Annotated in this window: 18 protein-coding genes; 16 read left to right on the top strand and 2 right to left on the bottom strand. The window is 40.3% G+C overall.

What is annotated here, in order from left to right:
* The first annotated feature begins 39 nt into the window (after positions 1-39).
* Positions 40-1032: an aspartate--ammonia ligase gene (gene asnA / locus LG375_RS05130; protein WP_014633569.1), complete on the top strand. Its 993-nt coding sequence runs from the start codon at positions 40-42 to the stop codon at positions 1030-1032.
* A gap of 151 nt (positions 1033-1183) precedes the next feature.
* On the opposite strand, the gene LG375_RS05125 is transcribed toward asnA, so the two are convergent.
* On the bottom strand, positions 1184-2542 hold the full coding sequence (locus LG375_RS05125; RefSeq protein ID WP_002890033.1) for an aspartate kinase: 1359 nt from the start codon (positions 2540-2542) through the stop codon (positions 1184-1186).
* A 130-nt stretch (positions 2543-2672) separates the two neighbouring features.
* Here LG375_RS05125 and LG375_RS05120 point away from each other — a divergent pair, with 130 nt between their 5' ends.
* From LG375_RS05120 to LG375_RS05055, 14 genes are all read left to right on the top strand, one after another.
* Positions 2673-3311 carry an HAD family hydrolase gene (locus tag LG375_RS05120; RefSeq protein WP_225745436.1) on the top strand — a complete coding sequence of 213 codons (639 nt, stop codon included), beginning with the start codon at positions 2673-2675 and terminating at the stop codon, positions 3309-3311.
* A 215-nt stretch (positions 3312-3526) separates the two neighbouring features.
* The gene (locus LG375_RS05115; RefSeq protein WP_037601410.1) at positions 3527-4318 is read left to right on the top strand and encodes an enoyl-CoA hydratase; all 792 of its coding nucleotides are present in this window, start codon (positions 3527-3529) and stop codon (positions 4316-4318) included.
* Positions 4319-4422: 104 nt separating this feature from the next.
* Positions 4423-4857: a MarR family winged helix-turn-helix transcriptional regulator gene (locus LG375_RS05110; protein ID WP_002885562.1), complete on the top strand. Its 435-nt coding sequence runs from the start codon at positions 4423-4425 to the stop codon at positions 4855-4857.
* Positions 4857-5819, top strand: a complete 963-nt coding sequence (locus tag LG375_RS05105) for a beta-ketoacyl-ACP synthase III (protein ID WP_225745435.1) — start codon at positions 4857-4859, stop codon at positions 5817-5819. Before LG375_RS05110 ends, LG375_RS05105 begins: the two co-directional genes overlap by 1 nt.
* A gap of 63 nt (positions 5820-5882) precedes the next feature.
* A complete protein-coding gene (locus LG375_RS05100; RefSeq protein WP_002885495.1) occupies positions 5883-6107 on the top strand; it encodes an acyl carrier protein in 225 nt (74 codons plus the stop codon).
* 105 nt (positions 6108-6212) lie between these two features.
* Positions 6213-7178 carry an enoyl-[acyl-carrier-protein] reductase FabK gene (fabK, locus tag LG375_RS05095; RefSeq protein WP_225745434.1) on the top strand — a complete coding sequence of 322 codons (966 nt, stop codon included), beginning with the start codon at positions 6213-6215 and terminating at the stop codon, positions 7176-7178.
* Between the two features lie 22 nt (positions 7179-7200).
* On the top strand, positions 7201-8121 hold the full coding sequence (gene fabD / locus LG375_RS05090; protein ID WP_002886655.1) for an ACP S-malonyltransferase: 921 nt from the start codon (positions 7201-7203) through the stop codon (positions 8119-8121).
* A gap of 12 nt (positions 8122-8133) precedes the next feature.
* Positions 8134-8868 (top strand): 3-oxoacyl-[acyl-carrier-protein] reductase, encoded by a 735-nt coding sequence (fabG, locus tag LG375_RS05085; RefSeq protein WP_225745433.1) that lies wholly within the window; start codon positions 8134-8136, stop codon positions 8866-8868.
* Positions 8869-8930: 62 nt separating this feature from the next.
* The gene (gene fabF, locus LG375_RS05080; protein WP_002885574.1) at positions 8931-10163 is read left to right on the top strand and encodes a beta-ketoacyl-ACP synthase II; all 1233 of its coding nucleotides are present in this window, start codon (positions 8931-8933) and stop codon (positions 10161-10163) included.
* A 3-nt stretch (positions 10164-10166) separates the two neighbouring features.
* On the top strand, positions 10167-10661 hold the full coding sequence (gene accB / locus LG375_RS05075; RefSeq protein ID WP_225745432.1) for an acetyl-CoA carboxylase biotin carboxyl carrier protein: 495 nt from the start codon (positions 10167-10169) through the stop codon (positions 10659-10661).
* Positions 10658-11083 carry a 3-hydroxyacyl-ACP dehydratase FabZ gene (gene fabZ, locus LG375_RS05070; RefSeq protein WP_070654761.1) on the top strand — a complete coding sequence of 142 codons (426 nt, stop codon included), beginning with the start codon at positions 10658-10660 and terminating at the stop codon, positions 11081-11083. The genes accB and fabZ overlap by 4 nt, the downstream gene beginning before the upstream one ends.
* A 118-nt stretch (positions 11084-11201) precedes the next feature.
* A complete protein-coding gene (locus tag LG375_RS05065) occupies positions 11202-12572 on the top strand; it encodes an acetyl-CoA carboxylase biotin carboxylase subunit (protein ID WP_156246377.1) in 1371 nt (456 codons plus the stop codon).
* A 5-nt stretch (positions 12573-12577) separates the two neighbouring features.
* Positions 12578-13444: an acetyl-CoA carboxylase, carboxyltransferase subunit beta gene (accD, locus tag LG375_RS05060; protein WP_002886660.1), complete on the top strand. Its 867-nt coding sequence runs from the start codon at positions 12578-12580 to the stop codon at positions 13442-13444.
* Entirely contained in the window at positions 13441-14211 is a 771-nt protein-coding gene (locus LG375_RS05055) for an acetyl-CoA carboxylase carboxyl transferase subunit alpha (RefSeq protein ID WP_225745431.1), read from the top strand. The genes accD and LG375_RS05055 overlap by 4 nt, the downstream gene beginning before the upstream one ends.
* 29 nt (positions 14212-14240) lie before the next feature.
* On the opposite strand, the gene LG375_RS05050 is transcribed toward LG375_RS05055, so the two are convergent.
* The gene (locus LG375_RS05050; RefSeq protein ID WP_002885585.1) at positions 14241-14723 is read right to left on the bottom strand and encodes an S-ribosylhomocysteine lyase; all 483 of its coding nucleotides are present in this window, start codon (positions 14721-14723) and stop codon (positions 14241-14243) included.
* Between the two features lie 143 nt (positions 14724-14866).
* On the opposite strand from LG375_RS05050, the gene LG375_RS05045 reads away from it, so the two are divergent.
* Positions 14867-16474: a ribonuclease Y gene (locus tag LG375_RS05045; RefSeq protein ID WP_045001922.1), complete on the top strand. Its 1608-nt coding sequence runs from the start codon at positions 14867-14869 to the stop codon at positions 16472-16474.
* Positions 16475-16546 lie beyond the last annotated feature (72 nt).

The raw sequence follows: 16546 nt of genomic DNA, 5'->3' as shown, positions 1-16546 counted from the left end.
GAGTATAATAGGCTTATCGATTTTTTAAAGGAGGAGCGTATGAAAAAGAGCTTCATTCATCAACAAGAGGAAATTTCTTTTGTGAAGAATACTTTTACACAGTATTTGATTGATAAACTTGACGTCGTTGAAGTGCAAGGGCCTATTTTGAGTAAGGTCGGGGATGGTATGCAGGATAATTTGAGCGGTATTGAAAATCCTGTAACTGTTAATGTGCTTCAGATTCCTGACGCAACATACGAAGTTGTTCACTCATTAGCAAAATGGAAACGCCATACTTTGGCTCGTTTTGGTTTCAATGAAGGTGAAGGGCTCGTGGTTAATATGAAGGCTCTTCGTCCAGATGAAGATTCATTGGATGCAACGCACTCTGTTTACGTTGACCAATGGGACTGGGAAAAAGTTATTCCTGACGGACATCGTAATATCGCTTACTTGAAAGAAACTGTTGAAACCATTTATAAGGTTATTCGTTTGACTGAGCTAGCAGTTGAAGCACGTTACGATATTGAAGCTATTTTACCTAAGAAAATTACCTTCATCCATTCAGAAGAACTTGTTGAGAAGTACCCTGATTTGACACCAAAAGAGCGTGAAGATGCTATTACTAAGGAATATGGTGCTGTATTCTTGATTGGTATCGGTGGTGTTCTTCCTGATGGAAAACCACATGATGGTCGTGCACCTGACTATGATGACTGGACAACTGAGTCTGAGAATGGTTACCATGGTTTGAATGGGGATATCTTGGTTTGGAATGAACAATTAGGACATGCCTTTGAATTGTCATCAATGGGTATTCGTGTTGATGAAGATGCCCTTAAACGTCAGGTTGAAATTACTGGCGACCAAGATCGTTTGAAATTGGATTGGCACCAAGCCTTGTTACATGGCCTTTTCCCACTAACAATTGGTGGAGGTATTGGTCAGTCACGTATGGCTATGTTCTTGCTTCGTAAGAAACATATTGGTGAGGTTCAAACTTCAGTTTGGCCAGATGCCGTTCGTGAAAGTTACGAAAATATCTTGTAAAAAAAGCACTAACGAAAGTTAGTGTTTTTTGGTTAGCAATAGCTATGCATAATTGATCAATGAATTAGCTATTGGAGTAGATATCATAAGAGCTGGCTTAGTTTTTCTCATAAAGAAAAAACCTATCCCTTGAAGGAGATAGGTTTTTAGATTAATCGCCACTACGGAAAAAAGCATCGTAAAGAGCTCTGACGGCTGCTTTTTCTTGCTCAGTTTCAATTACGAACATAACAGAAACCTCACTAGAACCTTGAGAAATCATTTCTAGGTTAATATGTTTTTCAGAGAGCGCTTTAGCCGCTGTCGCTGTAACACCAATGTGGTCTTTCATATTTTCACCAACAATCATGAGAATTGAAAGGCCATGTTCAATTTCAACTTCATCAACACCGAGTTCACGAGTCAAGTATGAAAGGATTTCTTGTTCTTTGATTGGGGTAAGTTCACGTTCTCGAATAATGATTGAAAGATCATCGATTCCAGAAGGCATGTGTTCCCAACGGATGTTTAAATCTTCCAAAATTTGGAGGACCTTACGTCCAAAACCAACTTCACGGTTCATGAGGTATTTGGTCATATTGATGCTGACGAATTTATCATCGCTCGCGATACCAACGACAGGAACAGTTGCACCCTTATGTTCAAGAATAATACGTGTACCTGGATGGTCTGGATTATTAGTGTTTTTAATAACCAATGGAATTTTACCACGATAGGCAGGGAGAAGGGCTTCATCATGAAGAACCGAGAAGCCAGCATATGCCAATTCACGCATTTCCTTGTAAGTCAACTCTGGAATAGAATGTGGTTCATGAACGACACCAGGATGGGCTGCGAAAATCCCATCTACATCTGTGAAGTTTTCATATAAGTCTGCCTTAACTCCAGCTGCAACGATTGAACCTGTGATATCAGAGCCTCCACGTGAGAATGTACAAATTTGATTATCGGGGGTAACACCGAAGAAACCAGGGATAACAAGAACCTCATCTGATTCACGAAGTTCTTCCAACTTGTCATAAGCTCCTGGAAGGATACGAGCATTTCCAGGTTCGCTTGAGACAAAAATACCAGCTTGGCGAGGGTGAACGTAACGTGCTTCAATACCGTTATTACGGAAATATTCAGCGATTAATTTTGCGTTATTATCTTCCCCTGCAGCTAGGAAAGTATCATAAAGGAAATCGTTGTCTTCAATAGGGAGAGTGGCAAGATCGTTGATAGATTTGGCAATCTTCGCCATTTCTGTTGATTTGAAGCCTAGCTCATCTACCATAGCTTGGTAGCGGTTAATAATCCATTCTTGGTCAGCTTTGACATCAGCACCTTTTGTGTAGTGTTTATAGTATTTAATCAAGGCGTCTGTGACCTTGGTATCTTCATCGTTACGTTTACCAGGGGCTGATACAACGACAAAGCGACGTTCAGGGTCAGATTTTACAATGTTTAAGACTTTTTCTAATTGTGTGGCTGAAGCAAGTGAGCTTCCACCGAATTTGATGACTTTCATAGTTACTCCAAAAATTTTAAATTACTCTACAATTATAGCAAAATTCTGACAATTTGTCACATTGTTTTTAAAAGCGAGTAAGATTTAGTCTGATTATGGTACAATAAGGTAAGAAAAAGGAGGATATCCCGTGGTAGAGGCAATTATTTTTGATATGGATGGTGTCCTTTTTGACACTGAAAAATATTATTATGATCGACGTGCAAATTTCTTAGCTCAAAAGGGAATTTCAATCGACCATTTACCCCCGTCTTTCTTCATAGGTGGAAATACCAAGCAAGTTTGGGAAAATATTCTCAGGGATGACTATGATAACTGGGATGTGCCAACTTTACAAGAAGAGTATAATGCCTATAAACAAGACAACCCCTTACCCTATAAAGAATTAATCTTTCCTGATGTTTTGAAAGTCTTGAATGAAGTGAAATCTCGAGGGTTGAAAATAGGTTTGGCTTCTAGCTCCGTGAAGGCAGATATCCTTAGAGCTTTGGAGGAAAATCATTTGGATGGTTTCTTTGATGTGGTTCTCTCAGGAGAAGAATTTAAAGAGAGTAAACCCAATCCAGAGATTTATCTGACAGCCTTAAAGCATTTGAATGTGGAAGCAAATCAGGCGCTGATTATCGAAGATAGCGAGAAGGGTATTGCTGCTGGAGTTGCTGCAGGTGTTGAGGTTTGGGCCATTAAAGATAATCGTTTTGGCATGGATCAAGGTGCAGCCAAAGGTTTGTTGGATAAGCTTATAGATGTTTTAGATTTATTAAAATAGAAGAGACACCGAGTTAGTTGTAGAACTCGGTGTTTTGATATATCAAATTAAAAAACTCTAAGTTTCTGTTGACCTTTAGATGGACTATGGTATACTAGAAATTAACGATGAATGATTTGATAATCAAATTATCTATTCATCAAATAAAATTGTGATAAAAATATAAAGAACATACGGTTTTCATATAGGAACTAGTTATCGGAGGAATGCAAAAAATGGCTTACGAAACAATTCTTTATAGTGTTGAAGATGGAGTAGCAACTTTAACACTTAATCGTCCAGAAGTGCAAAATGGATTTAATATTCCAGTTTGTGATGAGATTATGGCTGCAATTGAGCAAGCTAAACAAGATGCGTCAGTAAAATTCTTGGTAATCAATGCTAATGGAAAAGTCTTTTCTGTTGGCGGTGACCTTGATCAAATGCAAAAAGCGGTTGCTGTAGATGATGTACAGTCTTTGGTTCGTATTGCTGAGCAGGTAAATGAAATTTCTTTTGCTCTTAAAAAATTGCCTAAGCCAGTCATCATGGTAGTTGATGGACCATGTGCAGGTGCTGCAGCTAACTTAGCTGTTGCAGCAGACTTTACGATTGCATCTGATAAAGCTAAATTCATCCAAGCTTTTGTAGGTGTTGGTTTGGCACCTGACGCTGGAGGTCTCTACCTTTTGACACGTTCAATCGGTATTAACCGTGCGACTCAAATTACCATGACAGGAGAGCCAGTATCAGCTGAAAAAGCCTTGGACTGGGGAATTGCCTACAAAGTTGTTGAGTCAGAAAAACTTGAAAAAACTGTGAGTCAATTGATTAAAAAATTGAACCGCTCTTCAGTGAATTCCTTTAAAGCCATTAAAGAAATGGTTTGGGAATCTGAATTTGCGGGATGGGAAAATTACGCTAAGTTGGAACTTGACTTGCAAAAATCTCTTGCTTTCACAGAAGACTTCAAAGAAGGGGTACGTGCTTATAGTGAGCGTCGTCGACCTAAATTCCAAGGGAAATAGCCACATTTTCTAAAAGAAAAACTAAAGTTTTTTAATCGGGCTTGCGAAATTAGTTTGAGTCTGATATAATTTGAAAGTCAAAGTTTTATTGAAAGGAGTCTGGTGTGAATTACGACAAAATTGATGGCTATCTTGTTGATATTTTTAATAACGTAGTTATTATCGAAGAAGCAAGTTTAAAGAATTCAAAGTTTAACGATGTTTCCCTCAAGGAAATGCATACCATTGATGTGATCGGTACACATCCAGATACGACACCAAGTGCAGTAGCTAAAGAACTCATGCTAACTCTTGGTACTGTAACAACATCTCTCAATAAACTTGAAAAGAAAGGTTATATTGTCCGTACGCGTTCATCAGTTGACCGTCGTGTGGTCCATCTTTCGCTCTCTAAAAAGGGTCGTTTGGTATATCGTCTTCACCGTCGTTTTCATAAATCAATGGTGATGAGGATTACAGAAGGCTTTAACGACGAGGAATTGAAGGTTATGAGCAAGGGATTGGAAAATCTCCACGCATTTCTTGAGGAGTTGAAATAATGGCATTTGCAAAAATTAGTCAGGTTGCCCATTATGCACCTGCTCAGGTCGTGACTAATGATGACCTATCAAAAATCATGGATACTAGCGATGAGTGGATTCGCTCACGTACCGGTATTCAGGAACGTCGCATCTCATTGAATGAGAATACGAGTGATTTAGCTACCAATGTTGCTTATCAGCTATTAGAAAAATCAGGATTAGCTCCTGAGGAACTAGACTTTGTTTTAGTTGCAACGATTTCTCCTGATAGTTCTATGCCGTCAGTAGCGGCTCGAGTTCAAGGAGCAATTGGTGCAGTCAACGCCTTTGCTTTTGATATTACTGCGGCATGTAGTGGGTTTATCTTTGCTTTAGCAACCGCAGAAAAATTGATAAAGTCAGGCGCATACAAAAAAGGTTTAGTCATTGGTTCTGAAGTTCTTTCAAAAACTTTAGACTGGTCTGACCGTACAACAGCTGTCCTCTTTGGAGATGGTGCTGGCGGAGTCCTCTTGGAAGAAACTGAAGAAGAACATTTCTTCGGAGAATCTTTAAATACCGATGGTAGCAAGGGTGGTCTTGAGTCAGGAGCTTCTGCAGTTACCTCGCCTTATTCAGATGAGTCTGATCAGCCTAATCCCTATATGCAAATGGATGGGAAAGCAATCTTTGATTTTGCCGTTAAGACGGTTTCAAAGAGTATTAAGGCCTTGGTTGAAGAAAAAGGTGAGCCTGATTACTTCCTTCTTCATCAAGCTAATATTCGTATTTTGGATATTATGGCTAAGAAAATCGATGTCAGTCGTGATAAATTCTTGGCAAACATGATGTCTTATGGTAATACCAGTGCGGCAAGTATCCCAATTCTGCTTTCTGAAAACGTGGCGAATGGGACCTTAAAATTAGACAGCGGTCAAACAATTCTCTTATCAGGTTTTGGTGGGGGTTTGACATGGGGCAGTCTTATTGTTAAAATCTAGTTATATAAATTATGCACCAGCATAGATTATAAGAAATATATTTATCTTAAAGGAGAAATTAAAATGGCAGTATTTGAAAAAGTACAAGAAATCATCGTTGAAGAACTTGGGAAAGATGCAGAAGAAGTAAAAGTAGAAACTACTTTTGACGAACTTGACGCTGACTCACTTGACGTGTTCCAAGTTATCTCAGAAATCGAAGATGAGTTCGATATCCAAATCGAAACTGAAGAAGGTCTTAACACTGTTGGTGACCTTGTTGCTTACGTAGAAGAAAAAACTAAATAAGCAGGGCATAGAGAATATTCTTATTTGGGATATTCTCCTTTGTTTATACAATTACTTTGATTATTAAACTATTTATTTGATTAGAAAATCGAAAAAAGGTGCAAAATGAAATCTCGTATTACAGAACTGTTAGGAATTAAATATCCAATCTTCCAAGGTGGTATGGCCTGGGTTGCTGATGGCGACTTGGCAGGAGCCGTTTCAAATGCTGGTGGACTCGGAATAATTGGTGGTGGTAATGCCCCTAAAGAAGTGATAAAAGCTAATATTGATAGAGTAAAACAAATCACTGATAAACCATTCGGTGTTAATATCATGCTTTTGTCACCATTTGCAGATGACATCGTCGACCTCGTTATCGAAGAGGGCGTTAAGGTTGTTACAACAGGAGCCGGAAACCCAGGTAAATATATGGAACGTTTCCACGAAGCTGGAATTACAGTAATCCCAGTTATTCCATCGGTAGCACTTGCTAAACGTATGGAAAAACTTGGAGCAGATGCTGTTGTTGCAGAAGGTATGGAAGCTGGTGGTCACATCGGTAAATTGACAACTATGGCACTTGTTCGCCAAGTTGCTGATGCGGTATCTATCCCAGTTATTGGAGCTGGTGGTGTTGCTGATGGACGTGGTATGGCTGCTGTTCTTATGCTTGGAGCAGATGCTGTTCAGGTTGGTACGCGTTTCGCTGTTGCTAAAGAATCTAATGCACACCAAAATTTCAAAGATAAGATTTTGAAGGCTAAAGATATTGATACTGTTATTTCAGCCTCAGTTGTTGGACACCCTGTTCGTGCGATTAAGAATAAATTGGCTACTGAATATAACCAAGCTGAAAAAGATTTCTTGGCTGGTAAGAAGACTCAAGAGGAAATTGAAGAGCTTGGTGCAGGTGCCCTTCGTAACGCGGTTGTTGATGGAGATGTGGAATATGGTTCAGTTATGGCTGGACAAATTGCAGGTCTTGTTCGTAAAGAAGAAACATGTGCAGAAATCTTGGAAGACCTATACACAGGTGCTGCCAAGGTGATTAAAGAAGAAGCTGCTCGTTGGGCAGATGTAAACGTCTAAAAACGTCGAAAGGATTAGGATAGTGACAAAACGTGCGTTCTTATTTGCTGGTCAAGGGGCTCAGAAATTGGGCATGGCGAGCGATTTGTATGCGACTTATCCCGTTGTCAAAGAGACATTTGATACGGCAAGTCGTATTCTAGGTTATGATTTGCGTGAATTGATTGATTCTAACGAAGAAAAACTTAATCAGACACGCTATACTCAACCAGCTATTTTGACAACGTCAGTAGCCATTTATCGCCTTTTGGCAGAAAATGGTATCACTCCTGATATTGTTGCCGGTCTCTCTTTGGGTGAATATTCTGCCCTAGTTGCGGCTGGAGCACTCTCATTTGAGGATGCGGTAGCCTTGGTTGCTAAACGTGGAGAATTCATGGAAACAGCTGCTCCTGCTGGAAGTGGGAAAATGGTTGCTGTCATGAATACAGATCCAAGTTTGATTGAAGAAATCTGTCAAAAAGCATCTGAAAAGGGTGTAGTAACGCCTGCTAACTATAATACTCCAGCACAAATTGTTATTGGTGGTGAAGTTGAGGCTGTTGATTATGCTGTGGAATTGCTTAAAGAAGCTGGTGCTAAACGTCTGATTCCTCTTAATGTTTCAGGGCCGTTCCATACAGCTTTACTTGAATCAGCTAGTCAAAAATTGGCAGCAGAACTTGAGAAAGTGTCATTCAAGGACTTTACGCTTCCTTTAGTAGGTAATACTGAGGCTCAAATCATGAAGTCAGAAGACGTCAAAGCACTTTTGGCTCGTCAGGTGATGGAACCTGTACGTTTTTATGATTCGATTGCCACTATCCAAGAATTTGGTGTAGATGAAGTAATTGAGATTGGTCCAGGAAAAGTCTTGTCAGGCTTCTTGAAGAAAATTGATAAAACCTTACCAACTCATAATGTTGAAGATCAAGCTAGTCTTGATGCCCTTCTTAATGCTTAAAACGAGGTAAACATGGAACTTAAGAATAAAAATGTTTTTGTAACAGGTTCAACACGTGGAATTGGATTAGCTGTGGCACACAAATTTGCTAGTCTTGGTGCTAACGTTGTCCTAAATGGACGTTCTGAAATCTCTGAGGACTTGCTTGCACAGTTTGCAGATTATGGTGTAACTGTTGTAGGTATCTCAGGTGATATTTCTAACGGTGAAGATGCTAAACGTATGGTAGCTGAAGCTATTGAAAAGCTTGGTAGTATTGATGTTCTAGTTAATAATGCTGGAATCACTAACGATAAGTTGATGTTGAAGATGAGTGAAGAAGATTTTGAACGTGTCTTGAAAATCAACTTGACTGGTGCTTTCAATATGACACAGGCTGTCTTAAAACCAATGTCTAAGGGTCGTCAAGGTGCCATCATCAATATGTCATCTGTTGTAGGTCTCATGGGGAATATTGGTCAAGCTAACTATGCGGCTTCAAAAGCTGGTCTGATTGGTTTTACAAAATCAGTGGCGCGTGAAGTTGCGGCTCGTGGTGTCCGTGTCAATGCTATTGCTCCTGGTTTCATTGAATCAGATATGACTGACGCTATTCCAGAGAAAATGAAAGATGCTATGATTGCTCAAGTGCCAATGAAACGTATTGGTCAAGCAGAAGAAGTGGCTGAAGTTGCAGCATTCTTGGCTAGTCAAGAATATCTCACAGGTCAAACCATCGCTATTGATGGTGGTATGACCATGCAATAATTGAATATCAATATCAAAAAAATCATTTATTAGAATATCCATCCGACAAAAGGAGAATATATATGTCTACAAATCGTGTTGTTGTTACAGGTTACGGCGTAACCTCACCAATCGGTAATACACCAGAAGAATTTTGGAACAGTCTTCATGACGGTAAAATTGGTATCAAACCAATTACGAAGTTCGATGCTTCTGAAATTCCAGTCTTTAACGCTGGTGAAATCCAAGATTTCCCGTTCGATAAGTACTTTGTGAAAAAAGATACTAACCGTATGGACACTTACTCACTTTATGCGATTTATGCTGCTATGGAAGCTCTTGAAAATTCAGGACTTAACATGGAAGAAGAAGATCGTGATCGTGTTGGTGTCATCGTGTCATCTGGTATTGGTGGTCTTCAAGAACTTGAAGATCAAATCATTCGTATGCACGAACGTGGGATGAAACGTATCAAACCAATGTTTATCCCTAAAGCACTTTCAAACATGGGTGCTGGTAACATTGCTCTTAAAATTGGTGCTCAAGGGGTATGTAAATCAGTGACGACTGCTTGTGCCTCAGCCAATGATGCAATCGGTGAAGCCTTCCGTGAAATTAAATTCGGTTTGCATGATGTTGTCTTGGCTGGTGGTGCTGAGGCTTCAATCACTAAGATTGGTATTGGTGGTTTCAATGCTCTTACAGCACTTTCAACAACAGAGGATCCAGAACGTTCATCAATTCCATTTGATAAAGACCGTAATGGTTTTGTTATGGGTGAAGGTGCAGGGGTTCTCGTTATCGAAAGCTTGGAACATGCCCAAAAACGTGGTGCTAACATCTTGGCTGAGATTGTTGGTTACGGATCAAACTGTGATGCCTACCACATGACAACACCAACTCCAGACGGTTCAGGTGCTGCTAAAGCAATTAAATTGGCTATCAATGAAGCTGGTATCAAACCTGAAGATGTTGATTATGTCAATGCTCACGGAACATCAACACCTGCTAATGAAAAGGGTGAAAGTGGTGCCATTGTTTCTGTACTTGGTAAAGATGTTCCAGTTTCATCTACTAAATCATTTACAGGTCACTTGCTAGGTGCTGCTGGTGCAGTTGAGGCTATTGCAACAATTGAAGCTATTCGTCATAGCTATGTACCGAAAACTGCTGGTACAAAAGAATTGTCTGACTACATCGAAGCTAATGTTGTTTATGGTGAAGGTCAAGAAGCTGATATTGAGTACGCAATTTCAAATACCTTCGGTTTTGGTGGACACAATGCTGTTCTTGCCTTTAAACGTTGGGAGGCGTAATTCATGAATATTTCTGAAATCAAAGATTTATTGGCTCAATTTGATGCATCAACTTTACGTGAATTTTCATACAAAAATAACGGTGAAGAATTGAACTTGAGCAAAAATCAAACAAGTTCAGTAACAGCTGCCCCAGTAGCTCCTACAGTTGAAGTAGTTGCGCCAGCTCCTCAAGCTCCAGTAGCTCCAGTAGCAGCGCCTACCGCTGTTGAAACTCCAGCAACACCAGTTAAAGAAGCTTCTGCTCCTGCTCAAGCTGCTGAAGGTGAAGTGGTTGAAAGTCCACTTGTTGGTGTGGCTTACTTGTCTCCATCACCTGAAAAACCAGCCTTTGTTTCTGTTGGTGATACTGTTAAGAAAGGTCAAACGCTTCTTATTGTTGAAGCAATGAAGGTGATGAATGAAGTGCCAGCACCTAAAGATGGTGTTATTACTGAAATCTTGGTAGCGAATGAAGAAGTTGTTGACTACGGAAAAGGATTGGTACGCATCAAATGACAATTGATATTAATGCTATTCGTGAAGCTTTACCACACCGTTATCCAATGCTTTTGGTTGACCGTGTGCTAGAAGTTTCAGAAGACGAAATCACAGCTATTAAAAATGTAACGATCAATGAACCTTTCTTTAATGGACATTTTCCTCAATACCCAGTTATGCCTGGCGTTCTTATCATGGAAGCCCTGGCGCAAACAGCTGGTGTTCTTGAATTGTCTAAACCTGAAAACAAGGGCAAACTAGTCTTTTATGCAGGTATGGATAAGGTTAAATTTAAAAAACAAGTGGTTCCTGGTGACCAACTTGTTATGACAGCTAAGTTTGTTAAACGTCGTGGAACAATTGCTGTTGTTGAAGCTAAGGCTGAAGTCAATGGTAAACTTGCTGCATCAGGTACTTTGACTTTTGCTATTGGAAGCTAATGTTTTGTGAAAATCCTTCTGGCGACAGTCGGAAAGGATTTTTCTTTAGATATTGGTCTATCACATAGAAAGGAAATCAACACAGACTATCAAAAAATGTCTGATGTTATCTTGTTTTATGTTTAAAAAATTATTGATTGCCAATCGTGGTGAAATTGCAGTGCGTATTATCCGTGCAGCGCGTGAATTGGGTATCCAAACGGTTGCTATTTATTCTGAAGCGGATAAGGATTCTCTACATACTATGCTCGCTGATGAAGCTATTTGTATCGGGCCTGCAAAATCAACGGATTCTTATTTGAATATGAATCGTGTCCTATCAGCTGCTATTGTGACTGAGGCTCAAGCTATTCATCCAGGGTTTGGTTTCTTGAGTGAAAACTCTAAATTTGCCACTCTCTGTGAAGAAATGAACATCAAGTTTATTGGTCCTTCAGGCGAAGTCATGGACAAGATGGGTGATAAAATCAATGCCCGTGCTGAAATGATTAAGGCTAATGTCCCTGTAATTCCTGGTTCAGATGGTGAAGTCTTTACAGTTGAGGAGGCTTTAGAGGTTGCCAACCGTCTTGGTTACCCAGTAATGCTTAAGGCTTCTGCTGGTGGTGGCGGTAAGGGGATTCGTAAGGTTAACACTGAAGAAGAGTTAGCTCCTGCCTTCGAATCTGCGTCACAAGAAGCTAAAGCAGCCTTTGGTAATGGGGCGATGTATATTGAAAAAGTTATTTACCCAGCTCGTCATATCGAGGTTCAAATTTTGGGAGATAGCTATGGTAATATTGTTCACCTAGGTGAGCGTGATTGCTCTCTTCAACGTAATAACCAAAAGGTTTTGGAAGAATCACCGTCAGTTGCTATTGGTAAGACACTTCGTCACGAAATTGGTTCAGCGGCTGTCCGTGCCGCTAAGGCTGTTAATTATGAAAATGCGGGTACTATCGAGTTCCTTCTTGATGAGAAAACAGGTCAGTTCTACTTTATGGAAATGAACACCCGTGTTCAAGTTGAGCACCCAGTTACAGAATTTGTAAGTGGTGTGGATATTGTTAAAGAACAAATCCGTATTGCCGCAGGTGAAAAACTCTCTGTGACCCAAGATGATATTGAAATCAAGGGACATGCTATTGAGTGTCGTATCAATGCAGAAAATCCTAAGTTCAACTTTGCACCTAGTCCAGGGAAAATTAGCAATCTCTACCTACCTAGTGGAGGTGTTGGTCTCCGTGTAGACAGTGCAGTCTATCCTGGCTATACTATTCCACCTTACTATGATTCAATGATTGCCAAAATCATTGTTCATGGAGAAAATCGATTTGAGGCACTCATGAAGATGCAACGTGCTCTTTACGAGCTCGAAATCGATGGTGTTGTGACTAATGCTGACTTCCAGTTGGATTTGATTTCAGATCGTAGCGTTATCGCTGGGGATTATGACACTTCCTTCTTGATGGAGACCTTCCTACCAGCTTATCAGAATCGTGAGGAATAGAGTTTATGGGATTATTTGATCGAAAAGAAAAGTATATCCGTATCAATCCGAACCGTTCTGTACGTAATGGGATTGATCACCAAGTGCCAGAAGTTCCAGATGAACTTTTTGCAAAATGTCCTGGTTGTAAACAAGCTATTTATCAAAAGGACTTGGGACAAGCTAAAATTTGTCCAAATTGTTCTTATACCTTCCGTATTTCCGCTAAAGAACGTCTCGATTTAACAGTTGATGAGGGATCTTTCCAAGAACTGTTTACAGGGATTAAAACTGAAAATCCATTGAATTTTCCAGGTTATATGGAGAAACTAGCAGCGACTAAGGAAAAAACTGGTCTTGATGAAGCTGTCGTGACTGGTGTTGCAACTATCAAGGGGCAAAAAACAGCCTTGGCCATTATGGATTCTAACTTTATCATGGCTTCAATGGGCACTGTTGTTGGTGAGAAAATCACTAAACTCTTTGAACATGCGATTGAGGAAAAACTTCCAGTTGTTATTTTTACAGCATCTGGAGGGGCCCGTATGCAAGAAGGAATCATGAGTTTGATGCAAATGGCTAAGATTTCAGCTGCTGTAAAACGTCATTCGAATGCTGGCTTGTTGTATTTGACTGTATTGACAGATCCAACAACTGGTGGGGTTACAGCAAGTTTCGCCATGGAAGGTGATATCATCTTAGCTGAGCCACAAACCTTGATTGGTTTTGCAGGTCGTCGTGTCATTGAAAACACAGTTCGCGAAACTTTGCCAGATGATTTTCAAAAGGCTGAGTTCCTTCAAGAACATGGTTTTGTTGATGCCATTGTTAAACGTACAGAGTTGGCTGATACCATTGCCACACTCTTATCATTCCATGGAGGTGTTCAATGAGCGACGTAGCACGTATTTTAAAAGAAGCGCGTGACCAAGGCCGTTTAACTGCTTTGGACTTTGCCCAAGGAATCTTCGATGACTTTATCGAACTTCATGGCGATCGTAATTTCCGTGACGATGGTGCCATTATTGGTGGTATTGGTCGTTTAAATGGCCAAGCGGTTACTGTAGTGGGTATCCAAAAAGGTAGAAACCTACAAGATAACCTTAACCGTAACTTTGGGCAACCTCATCCAGAGGGTTATCGTAAGGCTCTTCGCCTCATGAAACAGGCTGAAAAGTTTGGTCGTCCAGTCGTTACCTTTATCAATACTGCAGGTGCTTATCCTGGTGTTGGGGCAGAGGAACGCGGACAAGGTGAGGCAATTGCACGTAACCTTGTGGAAATGAGCGACCTTAAGGTGCCAATTATTGCCATCATCATTGGTGAAGGTGGTTCGGGAGGAGCTCTTGCCTTGGCGGTAGCCGATAAGGTTTGGATGCTTGAAAATACCATCTACTCTATCTTGAGTCCGGAAGGGTTTGCGACTATTCTCTGGAAAGATGGCTCACGTTCAGAAGAGGCAGCAGAGTTGATGAAGATTACATCAGGTGAGTTGCTTAACATGGGAATCGTTGATAAGGTGATCCCAGAACGTGGTTACTTTACAAGTGAAATTATTGAAGCAATTAAGACAGCAATTGTAGATGAGTTGGCAGAATTAAGCCAATTATCAACAGAGGACTTGCTTGAAGCGCGTTATCAACGTTTTAGAAAATACTAAAAAAACATTGGGATATATCCCAATGTTTTTTAAACGGTATGGCGTTCGAAGGCTTGGTCTGAGATACCTTGTTCAAGGATAAGTTTAGCCCATTCCTTAGCTGAATGAAGACTGTGATCCTTGTAGTTACCACAAGATTCAATGGTAGTTCCTGGAACATCTTCCCATGTAATCTCGTTAGCAATAGCTTCAAGACTAGATTTGATAACTTTAGCAATTTCTGTAGGATCTTGTTTACCCCACATAATCATATGGAAGCCTGTACGGCAACCAAATGGTGAGCAATCAATAAGTCCATCGATACGTTGACGGATCAGTTTAGCGAGTAGGTGTTCGATAGTGTGAAGACCACCTGTGTCAATACTATTTTCATTAGGTTGAATCAAACGGATATCAAAGTTTGTAATGATATCTCCTTTAGGTCCAACTTCCTCAGAAATAAGACGGACATAAGGTGCTTTTACAATGGTGTGATCAAGTTCAAAACTTTCAACAGTAACGTCTTTTGGCATGGTAATACCTCCCTATTCTAATAGAGTTATGATACCATAAAATCAGTTTAAAGTTCTAGTATATATTTGAGAAATCGCTATAAATATGATACACTAGAAGACGGTTTTCTTTAGGGAAACCTTAGAAAAGTTGAGGTAAAGACATGATAAACATGATAATTTTAGTTGTCTTTGCACTCATTGGTTTAGTCGTTGGATATTTAGCAATTTCTATTAAACTTAGCAAAGCTAAGGAACAAGCAGAAACTACCTTGCTAAAGGCAGAACAAGACGCTGTGAACCTTCGTAGTCAGGCAGAGCATGATGCAGATCATCTGCGTGTGACTGCTGAACGTGAGAGTAAGGCTCAACGTAAAGAGTTCTTGTTAGAAGCAAAAGAGGAAGCTAGAAAATATCGAGAAGATATTGAAAAAGAATTCAAATCTGAACGTCAAGAGCTTAAACAGATGGAAAATCGTTTGACAGAACGTGCCACTAGCCTTGATCGTAAGGATGAAAATCTATCAAGTAAAGAACTTGCCCTCGAGAAGAAAGAGCAGAGTCTTGCTGACAAATCTAAACATCTTAATGAGCGTGAAGAGAATGTGACTCAGTTGGAGGCTGAGAAGCAGGCTGAACTTGAACGTGTTGGTCAAATGACCATTGCAGAAGCGCGTGAGGTAATCTTAACAGAAACTGAGAATAACTTGACTCATGAGATTGCAACACGTATCAAAGATGCAGAAGCACAGGTTAAAGATACTGTTGATAAGAAAGCCAAAAATTTGTTGGCGCAAGCTATGCAACGCTTGGCTGGAGATTATGTTACTGAACAAACAGTAACGACTGTCCACCTTCCAGATGACAATATGAAAGGTCGTATCATTGGGCGTGAGGGGCGTAACATCCGTACGCTTGAAAGTCTAACAGGTATTGACGTTATTATTGACGATACTCCAGAAGTAGTTGTCCTTTCTGGTTTCGATCCCGTTCGTCGTGAAATTGCACGTATGACTCTCGAAGCCTTGATTAAGGATGGACGCATCCATCCAGCTCGTATTGAAGAGTTGGTTGAGAAGAGCCGTCAGGAAATGGATAACCGTATCCGTGAATATGGTGAAGAGGCAGCCTACGAAATTGGCGCTATGAATCTTCACCCTGATTTGATCAAGATTATGGGACGCTTGCAGTTCCGTACGTCGTATGGTCAAAACGTACTTCGTCACTCAGTTGAAGTTGGTAAACTAGCAGGTATCATGGCTGGTGAATTGGGTGAGAATGTTGCCCTCGCTCGTCGTGCTGGTTTCCTTCACGATATGGGGAAAGCCATTGACAAAGAAGTCGAAGGTAGCCACGTAGAGATTGGTGCTGAGTTTGCACGTAAGTACAAAGAACATCCAGTTGTGGTTAACGCTATTGCCAGCCACCATGGCGATGTAGAACCTGAGAGCGTCATTGCAGTTATTGTAGCAGCAGCAGATGCTTTGAGTTCGGCTCGTCCAGGGGCTCGTAATGAATCTGTTGAGAATTATGTCAAACGACTTCGTGATTTGGAAGAAATTGCATCAAGCTTTGACGGTGTTCAAACAAGCTTCGCCCTTCAAGCTGGTCGTGAAATTCGTATTATGGTTCATCCAAACAAAATCTCGGATGATGAAGTTACGATCTTGTCTCACAAGGTACGTGAACAAATTGAGAAGAATTTGGATTACCCAGGAAATATTAAGGTTACAGTCATTCGTGAATTCCGTGCGGTTGACTATGCCAAATAAGATAAGAGAGCCGAAAGGCTTTTTTATTTTGCTCTTCATACTGAAAGGGGTATTCTTTTTGAAAATGTAAGA

Source organism: Streptococcus sp. Marseille-Q3604 (assembly GCF_916619785.1).
Lineage (GTDB): Bacteria > Bacillota > Bacilli > Lactobacillales > Streptococcaceae > Streptococcus.
The sequence above is the reverse complement of the archived record's forward strand: the minus strand, read 5'-3'. Positions and strand labels throughout refer to the sequence as shown.